Genomic DNA, 11187 nt, shown 5'->3' with positions numbered 1-11187 from the left:
AAATGAAGGAATATCAGGCGTTACTAGTAGAACATCAAGTATTCCAAAGTATGTCGCGTAAAGGGAATTGTTATGATAATGCCCCGATCGAAAATTTCTTTAGTGTGATGAAACAGGAGATGTATTATGGGAAAATATATCGAAGTTACAAGGAATTAGAAACTGCAATCACAGATTACATTCAGTATTATAACGAAGAACGAATTAAAGAAAAATTGAATTGGCTAAGTCCTGTGGCATATAGAAAAGCGCAAGCGGCTTAACAATTTATCATTAAACCAAAAGAGAGACAAACACAAAATAGTGTTCATCTCTCTGGTCCAACTATTTGGGGTCACTCTACTTCTCTGAAAGGGGGAGCACTTTTTTTACGTGGGTTTATAATGTGAATAAATGAACAATTAAAGGGCTGCTTAGAATAATAAAATAAATTCGAAAATTATATTTTTCAAATAGAAAACGTATTCATAGGCTTTTTAAGCAAAATATCTTGAAAATATGCACAAAAAGTTTTATTATCTATATGTGAAATATTTAACAAACTATTGAAAGGCAATTCTAAAAGGAGCGATTCAAATGACTGAAAAAATTAAAGAAAGTGGCATTCAGCCAGAACAATTGAGTGAAGTAGATTTATTAGTGGCCAAGGCCCAAGTAGCCCTCGATCAATTCGTAGAATTAAATCAAGAACAAATTGACCATATTGTAGCCAAAGCCTCAGTCGCTGCCTTAGACCAGCATGATGTTTTAGCTCGTCATGCTGTTGAAGATACCGGCCGGGGTGTCTTTGAAGATAAGGCAACCAAGAACTTATTTGCCTGTGAGCATGTAGTGAATTCGATGCGAAATATGAAGACGGTGGGCGTGATTGAAGAAGATGAAGTAACCGGTTTAACTTTGGTAGCCGAACCAGTAGGAATTATTTGCGGGATTACCCCAACCACAAATCCAACTTCGACGGCCATTTTTAAATCTTTGATTGCATTGAAAACACGGAATCCAATTATTTTCTCTTTCCACCCAAGTGCTCAAGAATCATCGGTTCACGCAGCCAAAATTATCCGTGATGCAGCTATTGCTGCTGGGGCTCCTGACGACTGTATTCAATGGATTAGCCAACCTAGTATGGAAGCAACCAACCAATTAATGAACCATGACCAAGTGGCCACAATTTTGGCTACAGGGGGGAATGCCATGGTGAAAGCTGCCTATTCTTGTGGCAAACCAGCGATTGGTGTTGGCGCTGGGAATGTTCCAGCTTATATTGAGAAATCAGCCAACGTCAAACAAGCCGCCTATGATATTGTCCTCTCCAAGTCATTTGACAATGGGATGGTTTGTGCTTCCGAACAAGCCGCCATCATTGATCAAGAAATTTATCAAGAAATGGTTGACGAATTGAAAACTTATCATGTTCATTTCGTCAATGCTCGTGAGAAAGCTAAATTAGAGAAATTTATGTTTGGTGTAAGTTCAGGTTCAGCCAATGTTGACCAAGCTCATCTAGATTCGCAAGTAGTCGGTATGCCTGCTGTTTGGATTGCTGAACAAGCTGGCATTAAAGTCCCTGAAGATACGGTGATATTAGCTGCAGAATGTGATCAGGTAGGACCCAATCAACCGCTAACTCGGGAAAAATTGAGCCCCGTCCTCGCCATCTTAAAAGCAGACTCCACTGAAGACGGCTTGGCTAAGGCCAAAGCCATGGTAGAATTTAATGGTTTAGGACACTCAGCTGCTATCCATACCCGCGATGAAGACTTAGTCAAAGAATTTGGCCATCAAGTCAAGGCAATGCGGATAATCTGGAATGCACCTTCTACTTTTGGCGGTATCGGGGATGTTTATAATGCCTTCATGCCTTCCTTAACGTTAGGTTGTGGTAGCTATGGCCATAATTCGATTGGCGATAATGTGACGGCGATGCACTTACTAAATATTAAGAAGATTGGACGGCGGAGAAATAACATGCAATGGTTTAAAGTCCCAAGTAAAATTTATTTCGAAAGAGATTCCATCCAATATCTGACCACTATGGCAGGTCTTGAACGGGTGATGATCGTGACTGACAAGACCATGGTCGACTTAGGTTTCGTCAATCGCATCATCGACCAACTGGACAAACGACAAAACAAAGTGGTCTATGATATCTTCGATAATGTGGAACCCGATCCAGATATCACTACTGTGCGAGCTGGTGCCGATCGCTTAAGTCAATTCCAACCAGATACCATCATTGCTTTAGGTGGAGGATCAGTTATGGATGCAGCCAAAGTTATGTGGCTCTTCTATGAACGTCCAGAAGTGGACTTTAAAGACTTAGTACAGAAATTTATGGATATTCGTAAACGGGCAGTTCGTTTCCCTGAATTAGGTGCGAAAGCTAAATACATTGGTATCCCAACAACTTCAGGAACAGGTTCAGAAGTAACCCCATTTGCAGTTATCTCTGATAAGGCGAACAATTGTAAATATCCCCTAGCCGATTATTCACTCTTACCAACAATTGCGATTGTTGATGCCTCTTTAATTATGACCGTGCCTAAGGTCGTCGTTGCCGATACGGGAATGGATGTCTTGACGCATGCTCTGGAAGCGTATGTTTCCATTATGGCCAATGATTACACGGATGGATTAGCCCTGCAAGTGATTAAGATGGTCTTCGATAACCTTGAGGATTCGGTAGCTGGTGATCCAGAAGCCCGCGAGAGAATGCATAACGCATCAACCATGGCTGGTATGGCCTTTGGCAATGCCTTCCTCGGAATTAGTCACTCGATGGCTCATAAGATGGGCGGAGTTCACCATACGGTCCACGGCCGAACCAATGCAATCTTATTACCATATGTGGTGAGATATAATGGTAGCAAACCAGGAAAATTAGCTGCCTGGCCAAAATATAATCATTACCAAGCAGACCAACGATACCAACAAGTCGCTAGAATGTTAGGTCTTCAAGCTGATACCGCTGATCAAGCAGTTGATAGCTTAGCTCAAGCGATCTATGAATTAGGTTGCCGAGTAGGCATTGAAATGAACTTTAAAGCCCAAATCAAAGACAAGAAAACCTTCGATCAGTCTTTAGATGAAATTGCCTACCTCGCTTATGGTGACCAATGTACCCCAGTCAATCCACGCTTACCACTGGTTAAAGATATGCGTGACATTCTCGAAGCAGCCTGGTTAGGATATGGTGAAAACGGAGGCCAAATCAAATAACCAGATCCTGCAGCCAATCATTACGCATCGCTATAAAGCGTTAATATAGAGACACCCAAGCCAAAAAGCCAGAAAATGAACTATTTTTCTGGCAAGGAGGTTTGGGTGATTTTCGTGTTAATCATTTTTATTTTGCTTGCTGGAGGCGCTTGCACCGACTTAGGCAAAAGGGTTATACTGTCCTTGGATGATAGATAAGGAGGGCTTGAATGACCAAGGTATTATTGATCAACACGGGTGGGACGATTGCCATGTCGGAAGACCATACAACCGGGAAAGTTTCCCCATCGTCTGCTAACCCCATTCATCAACAAAGTAACTTATTTCAGAATTTAGCTGAAATTACGGTAGTTGATTTGTTTAATTTGCCTTCGCCGCATATGAATGAAGAGAAGATGCTTGCTTTAAGTCAATATATTCAAGAAGAAGCTGGACGATTTGATGGGATTGTGGTGACTCACGGCACGGATACCTTAGAAGAGACGGCTTATTTCTTAGAACTGACCTTGGATTTAGTCATTCCAGTGGTGTTAACTGGAGCCATGCGGTCCAGCAATGAGATTGGTGCGGATGGCCTGGCTAATTTGCGGAGTTCAATTTTGGTAGCGGCTGCACCTGAATCTCGCGGTAAGGGGGTCATTGTGGTGATGAATGAAGAAATTCATGCGGCGACCTATGTGACCAAGACACACACTACCAATTTAGCGACCTTCCAGACGCCAACCTTTGGTCCCATTGGTTTGATTTCCAAGAATCAGGTACTCTATTTCCAGAATATTATTCGGCAAGAGTATTATCCGCTACAAGCGGTCAAGCAAAAGGTGGCTTTGCTCAAGGCTTTTTCTGGGATGGATGGGTCATTAATTCGAGCAGTCGGCCAAGCTGGCTTTAAAGGTCTGATTCTTGAAGGATTGGGTGCAGGCAATATGCCACCAGAAACGGTTCAAGCCATTGAAGAACTGATTGAGCAAGGCCTGCCAGTAATTATGGTTTCACGTGCCTTTAATGGGGTGACTGAGGATGTCTATGATTATCGTGGTGGCGGCAAGCAATTGCGTCAAGCAGGTGTCATCTTTGCCCAAGGTCTTAGTGGAGTCAAAGCTCGTTTGAAACTGTTGGTCCTTTTAAATACCGAGCAGAAGGTCGATATTGAGGCCGCATTTACCCTAACTTAACCATTACATATTTTCAAAATTTAGCTCAATGGTGAATACCGAGTTGTTAGATTCTGAAGTAGAAACTCATCGCTCAAAATTTAAACCCTAACCGCTTGCTGGTTAGGGCTTTTTTTAATATAAATGATTTTGCAGGTCCATTCATCAAGGAATCTTGCCGAGGAAGCTTTAATTATTTAATAGGCTAGCAGCTTCTTTATCTAGAAAGACAGCAACTTGTGGATGCTCTTGCAAGATGGAAGCCGGCACATCGGTCGTTACTGGACCTTCAATCATATCTTTGACTGCTTGGGCTTTGTTTTCGCCAAAAGCTAGCAGAATGATCTTCTTGGCATCCATAATCGATTTAATTCCCATTGAGTAAGCTTTGGTTGGCACATCTTCGGCGGACTCGAAGAAGCGTTTGTTAGCTTGGATTGTGGTGTCGGTCAGATCAACGCAACGTGTAGTTGCTTCAAAGGAGCTACCAGGTTCGTTGAAACCAATATGAGCGTTATTGCCCACGCCTAGGATTTGTAAATCAATTGGATGCTCAGTGAGAACTTGGTCATAACGAGCTGTTTCTTCTTCCACATCGGCTTGGTCACCTTGAGGAATAAATGTTTCTTTGAAAGGTTTATGATCAAACAATTGTTCTTTCATAAAGTAGGCATAACTTTGAGGATGATCGGCACTTAAACCATAATACTCATCCAGATTAAGGGCTGTCGCTTGTGAGAAGTCAAGGTCAGATTCTCGTAGCAGTTGATATAAAGGTTCAGGCGTTGAGCCAGTAGCTAAACCGAACGTAGCTTTAGGATTGTTCTCAATCGTTTCCTTAAAAAGATCAAAAGCGGCTTTAGAAGCTTCTTCTTTACTATTAAATACTTGAACGTACATATGATGACATTCCTTTCTGTATAAAGTACTTTAATTTTATCATAGATTCTTTCCTTTCACAGCCAGAGCCTCTTATATAAGGAGAAAATTGAGAGGCGCTTGGGCAACTTAACAAAATCTTCACACAATGGCGCAAATTGCCTAGATATTTCAAAAATTGACTGGTGAATCGTTAAGCTTTCTTCATAAATACTTGTTACTATAAATTCAGAGTTAAGAAAGCAAACAGGAAAGAGTGATTTTAATGGAAACTAAGAAGAAACATTATTCATACAAATGGGTGAGTGCTTGTGCGGCCAGCTTAATCTTAGCTGGGGCTTTACCTTCGCTGAATATTCCCAACCAAGAATATTTCTCACCGGTGGTTTCAGCCCAAACCATCCAAGATCCTCAAGCCAAAGTTCGTGTAGATCAGGCAGAAGAAGGGGCTAAGCTTGTCTCAGGTCAAACCGAAGCAAATGCGACAGTTACCATTATGGTTGAAAAGACTTCCGCTAAAGTCACTGTTGATGCCGACGCTGAAGGAAACTGGCAAGCAGAATTGCCGGAAGAAACGGAATTGGTCGATGGTGATACATTGAATCTTACCGTGACCTTAACCGATGGAGAAATTGTTAGCAAAACCATTACGGTCGGCTTAATTGATCATAGTTTAACCATTGATGAAATAAATACATCAAGCCGTCAAATTACCGGTCAAACCAGTCCGCTAGCGACGGTCACTGCATTATATGAAGCGACCGGTGATAAATGGACGGTTGATGCCGATGAAGCAGGAAATTTCGTCATTGAACTGCCGGCAGAACTCAATATTGAAGCTAATCAAAAAATTAATCTAACCGCTAACTCCACAGACAATCAACAAGAATTTGTTGAGGCTTTTGTTGAAGCGAATGCTGAAGATGGTGCTTCTGAAGCAGAGACCACAGCAATTGATCAAGAAACCAGTTTGGTCGAAGATGTGAATGGCACAGAGGATGCCACTGAGGTAACAGATTTAGAGGAAACCATGGCGGATGTAGCGCCGGTTGATCACAGCTTAGAAATTAATCCAATCGCTGAAGGCGACCAAATCGTAAGCGGTCAAACGAGTCCACAAGCCACTGTTTTAGTTCGTGCGGAAGATACTGGTGACAAATGGACGGTTGATGCCGATGAGCAAGGGGTTTGGACCGTAGAACTTCCGCAAAGTATAACAGCGGATCAAATCTTGGCCGTTACTGCGAACTCAGTGGATAATCAACAAGCATATCAAGAGATTACGGTAGAGGCGGCTAGTCAAACTACTCAAGACCCAAGTCAAGCAGATACGACTGAAGCGCAAGCCAGCTTTGTGAAAGTTGATCCGGTCTATGCTGGCGCTGAAACCATTAGTGGTACGACCAATCCTGGGGCCACTGTCCTAGTTCGTCATGAGGTGACTGGTGATAAATGGACGACCGATGCCGATGAACAAGGAAATTGGCAAGTGGATGTTCCTTTAACCTTAAGTGAAGGTGAGACATTAGCTATTACTGCTAATTCTCTGGACAATGAAACTAGCTATATTGAAACAGGCGTGTTAGCAGCTGAAGCGACAACGAGTCAAGCTCCTGTTCAAGAGAATTTTGTTAAAGTTAAGGATATTATGCCGGGTGACAAGATGATCTCTGGAACCACCTTGCCTGAAGCAACGGTTACCTTACTCTTCCAAACAACGGGCGACAAAGTAAGTGTCGACGCTGATGCGGAAGGAAATTGGACGACTGAAGTTCCAGAAACGGTCAGTCTTAAGGCAGGTAATCTGATTAATGTGACCTCCAATTCATTAGAGGGCCAACAAGCCTTTGTCCAAGTGAAAGTCAATGACGGTGTGACGGTTGATAAGGAAAGCTCGGTCGATAGCAAAGACCAACTCCCTGACACCGGTGAAAATAAAGGCCTTTGGGGCATCGTCGGTGTTGTCTTGCTAGCCTTAGCTGGAGCCGTCTTCTTCTTTAATCGTAAGAACAGTCAATCGATGAAATAATCCTATCCAAATTCTTCCCTAATAAAAACTGGAGTTAAAGCATGATTACTTTGCTCCAGTTTTTTTATGCGCTAAATTTTGCAAAAAGTGACCTGCATAGAGCGAAAGAGAAATTAGGGAGCAAAAATCTTTTGCGCTTTAAAGCTAGGAAATCAGCTGAGAAATTTCTTAATGTTAGGACTGGGCGCGGTCTAGTTCTGTCTTGCTTAGTAGAACGGTGAAAGTGGAACCTTGATTTAGTTGGCTGTCGACCTTAATCTTTCCGCCATGGAGGCGAACGATTGAGCTGACTAGGGCTAATCCCAGTCCATTTCCTTGAGTCTGTCGGCTTTGATCTGCTTGATAAAATTTATCAAAAAGGTGAGCCAGGGTTTCTTTGGACATGCCAATGCCTTGGTCACTTATTTTGACTTTTATTATTTGTTGGTTTTCGCTTAGTTTAACTTGGATTCTGCCATGATCACGATTATATTTAATGGCATTATCGAGTAGATTCAACCAGACTTGATAGAGTAATTCTTGATCTGCGCGAATCTTCAGGGGGATTAAATCAATGCTGAAGTCGATTTGGCGAGCTTCCCACTGATTCTGTAGAAAGATAATGACTTGGCGAAGCTGCTCATCGAGACAAAATTCTGTGCGCACAAGGTTGCTGACTTGGTGCTCTAATTTACTGAGACGTAAGATATTTTCCGTCATGCGGGTTAATTGTTCGGTCCCTTGGCGAATGCGTCTAAGATAAGTCTGCTTCTGCTCGGAACTTAGATCAGGACTATCCATCAGTTGGACATAGCCTTTGACGGTGGATAAGGGTGTTTTGAATTCGTGGGAGACAGTTGAGATGAAGTCTTTACGCAAGGCTTCAATGCTATTGAGGTCTTGGACCATTTGATTGAAATTTCTAAAGAGTTGTTCAACCTCGCCAATAGTGGAGAACTGACCTAACTGGATTGAGAAATCACCTTCTGCCACTTGTTTCATAGCTTTGCCTAATTCTTGAATCGGCTTGAGTATGGTCCGACTAATCAGAGTTGAGATAGCCGTGCCACTCAAAGAAACAAAGACAATCATAAAGACAATCAAATAGAAAGGCTTGATGACCGGATCGAATTGCTCGGTAACAAACCAACTGATGAGAATAATTAAAGCTGATAAAGACAAGAAAACGGTGAAAATCATTATGCCAAAGAAGACCCATAAATGTCGAGTTAAGAAGGAATGTTTCATAATAGCACCGCCTTATAACCCAAGCCACGAACCGTTTCAATTGAAAAGTCTGGATTAGGCATCAGCCGAGAACGTAGCCGACGAATGTGGACATCGATAGTCCGTTCATCACTCTCCATATCATCCGGCCAGATATCTGCCATGATTTGTTGGCGGGTAAAGATTTGGTCCGGTTGGGAGAGTAACTTGTATAAAATAAGGAATTCTTTTTGGGGGAGTTGGATTTTGTCAGTGAGGAACTTGACGGATAATTCTTGTGGGATTAACTGGGTTTGTCCCACAATGAGGGCTTGGTCACTGTCATGATAAGTGCGTTTCAATAGGGCTTGAACTCGTAAGACCAGTTCTTCTAAATCTATCGGCTTAACCATATAATCGTCAATGCCTAATTGGAAGCCATGGCGTTTATCACCTAAGTCACTCTTGGCGGTAATCATAATAATGGGCATCAGAGGGTCTGAGAGTTTGATGGCTTCAACGAAATGATAACCATCGATTTCAGGCATCATGATATCGGTCAGAATCAAATGAATAGTACTCTCTTCGAGCATTTTGAGCGCGATATTGGCATCTTGAGCGGTCAAGGTAAGATATCCGGCCTTAATCAGCGTAAGTTCATAGAGTTCTAACAAATTTAAATCATCTTCCACAATTAATATTCTTCGTTGGCTATGCATCGTCTCATTCCTTTGCTGACAATATTTGTTCATATTGAGTTCATATAGGTTTATTATACTATACTTTGACGATATACCCGCCATTGAAAATATTCAATCGATAAGACACAAAGAAGGTGAAGACCATGCATAATATTCGAATTATTACCGATACAGCTGCCGACATCACGGAGGAAGAAGCCCGAGAAAAAGAGATCGATGTGGTTAGCTTGAAGATTCTCTTTGGCCAAGAAGAATTTATTCAGACTTCACGTCAGGATTTTAAACGCTTTTATGAACTTATGGAGGAAAGAGATCTCTTTCCCACAACCAGTCGGCCAAGTCCTCAGGATTATTTAAAGCTATATCAAGTTGCTGAACAGGCGGGGCAGGATGTGCTGGTGCTTTGTTTATCTGGTGGATTGAGTGGCACGGTCGAGAGTGCTCAGGTAGCCAAAATGATGACCGATTATCAAGACCATATTGAAGTGATTGATACTCGCCAAGCTATCTTGTCTCAACGTCTCCTGGTGGATTATGCTGTCGCATTAAGGAAGCAAGGATATGATTTCTCGGCAATGATTAAAGCCATTAATCAAGTAAAGCACCGGGCAGTGGTCTTTGGCTTGATCGATCAATTAGATTATTTGCGCCGGGGTGGTCGAATTCCCCGCTCGTTGGCTTTTCTAGGTCAGACGTTAAAGATTAAGCCGCTGATTGAACTCATCGACGGCAAGATTCAGGAATTTGGTAAGAAACGTGGATTTAAAGCGGCTAAAAGAGCCATGTTAGCCCGCATAGAAGCCTTACCGCGGGATCCTAATTTTCCAATTTATTTTGGCTATACTTATGATGAAGTCAACGCCCGTCAAGTGATGGAAGCTTATCAAGAACAGCATCCTGAAGTGGTTACTCATTTTTCCCCAATCGGTGGCATAATTGGATCTCATTTAGGACCGGGCGGGATTGGGGTAGCCTATGTCTTGGGTGAAGAATCATCCCAATCTCACTAAAATTTTCTATCTTCAAGGATCATCGATTGTGATAGAATAAATTTGAGGTGGAATCATGACCAGTCAAAAAAGATATACAACTTGGAATCAACATTTAAGAGAAACCTTTGGTGAGAAAGTCTTCAAGGTCTCGCTCGATGGAGGCTTTAATTGCCCCAATCGTGACGGGACCGTTGCCCATGGTGGCTGTACCTTCTGCTCTGCTTCCGGTTCGGGCGACTTTGCCCAACCTAGAATCGTACCCTTGCCTCTGCAACTCAATCTAGGTATCCAACAGATGCATAAGAAATGGCCCCATGTCCATAAATATATTGCTTATTTTCAGAATTTCACCAATACTCATGCGCCGGTGGATGTTCTGCGCTTTCGTTTCGAACAAGTCGTCAATGAACCGGGTGTGGTCGGTATTATGATTGCGACGCGACCGGATTGCCTACCGCCTGAGACGGTGGAATATTTGGCAGAGTTAAACCAGCGCTATTATATGTGGGTTGAATTAGGCTTACAGACCGTTCATGATCAGACCAGCCAGTTAATTAATCGAGCCCATGATTATCAATGTTATTTGGAAGGGGTCGAGAAATTAAGAGCCCACCAGATCCCTGTTTGTACTCATATTATTAATGGTTTGCCAGGTGAAAGTTATGACATGATGATGGAGACGGTCGAGCGCCTATGCTTAGACTCAGATATTCAAGGAATTAAAATCCATCTGCTACATTTGATGCGCAAGACCAAGATGATGTTAGATTATAAGGCAGGGCGTTTGCGTTTCTTAGATCAAGATGAATATGTCAATCTAGTCTGTGACCAACTAGAATTAATTCCCAAGGAGATTGTGATTCATCGCTTGACCGGGGACGCACCTCGCGATACTCTGGTCGGGCCGATGTGGTCTTTGAATAAATGGGAAGTCTTGAATGCAATCGATGATGAATTAGAGCGTCGACAGACTTATCAAGGGTATCGAAATTGTCGCCAGCTTCAAGCATAAACTGAGAATTATCTCA

General features: G+C 42.4%; 9 protein-coding genes. 6 read left to right on the top strand and 3 right to left on the bottom strand.

The features are described from left to right. From BMX34_RS08315 to BMX34_RS08305, 3 genes are all read left to right on the top strand, one after another. Positions 1-263: IS3 family transposase (locus BMX34_RS08315; protein ID WP_092572571.1), on the top strand; the 263-nt coding region annotated here is incomplete at its 5' end. Between the two features lie 313 nt (positions 264-576). Then, on the top strand, positions 577-3219 hold the full coding sequence (gene adhE, locus BMX34_RS08310) for a bifunctional acetaldehyde-CoA/alcohol dehydrogenase (protein ID WP_092572570.1): 2643 nt from the start codon (positions 577-579) through the stop codon (positions 3217-3219). Between the two features lie 209 nt (positions 3220-3428). Beyond that, on the top strand, positions 3429-4394 hold the full coding sequence (locus BMX34_RS08305; protein ID WP_092572569.1) for an asparaginase: 966 nt from the start codon (positions 3429-3431) through the stop codon (positions 4392-4394). 168 nt (positions 4395-4562) lie between these two features. On the opposite strand, the gene nagB is transcribed toward BMX34_RS08305, so the two are convergent. Then, complete coding sequence (gene nagB / locus BMX34_RS08300; protein ID WP_092572568.1) at positions 4563-5273, bottom strand: glucosamine-6-phosphate deaminase; 711 nt, start codon at positions 5271-5273, stop codon at positions 4563-4565. Between the two features lie 244 nt (positions 5274-5517). Here nagB and BMX34_RS08295 point away from each other — a divergent pair, with 244 nt between their 5' ends. Next, positions 5518-7281: an LPXTG cell wall anchor domain-containing protein gene (locus BMX34_RS08295; protein WP_092572567.1), complete on the top strand. Its 1764-nt coding sequence runs from the start codon at positions 5518-5520 to the stop codon at positions 7279-7281. Between the two features lie 174 nt (positions 7282-7455). Here BMX34_RS08295 and BMX34_RS08290 read toward each other — a convergent pair whose 3' ends face one another. Both BMX34_RS08290 and BMX34_RS08285 read right to left on the bottom strand, forming a co-directional pair. Next, on the bottom strand, positions 7456-8508 hold the full coding sequence (locus tag BMX34_RS08290; protein ID WP_092572566.1) for a HAMP domain-containing sensor histidine kinase: 1053 nt from the start codon (positions 8506-8508) through the stop codon (positions 7456-7458). Beyond that, positions 8505-9185: a response regulator transcription factor gene (locus tag BMX34_RS08285; protein ID WP_412457639.1), complete on the bottom strand. Its 681-nt coding sequence runs from the start codon at positions 9183-9185 to the stop codon at positions 8505-8507. Before BMX34_RS08285 ends, BMX34_RS08290 begins: the two co-directional genes overlap by 4 nt. A 125-nt stretch (positions 9186-9310) precedes the next feature. On the opposite strand from BMX34_RS08285, the gene BMX34_RS08280 reads away from it, so the two are divergent. Both BMX34_RS08280 and BMX34_RS08275 read left to right on the top strand, forming a co-directional pair. Beyond that, entirely contained in the window at positions 9311-10177 is an 867-nt protein-coding gene (locus tag BMX34_RS08280; RefSeq protein ID WP_092572564.1) for a DegV family protein, read from the top strand. 55 nt (positions 10178-10232) lie between these two features. Next, on the top strand, positions 10233-11171 hold the full coding sequence (locus BMX34_RS08275) for a tRNA modification radical SAM protein MnmL/YtqA (RefSeq protein WP_092572563.1): 939 nt from the start codon (positions 10233-10235) through the stop codon (positions 11169-11171). Positions 11172-11187: the final 16 nt, after the last annotated feature.

This window comes from Ignavigranum ruoffiae, assembly GCF_900110675.1.
GTDB classification, from domain to species: Bacteria; Bacillota; Bacilli; order Lactobacillales; family Aerococcaceae; genus Ignavigranum; species Ignavigranum ruoffiae.
This window is presented reverse-complemented; position numbering and strand designations above follow the sequence as displayed.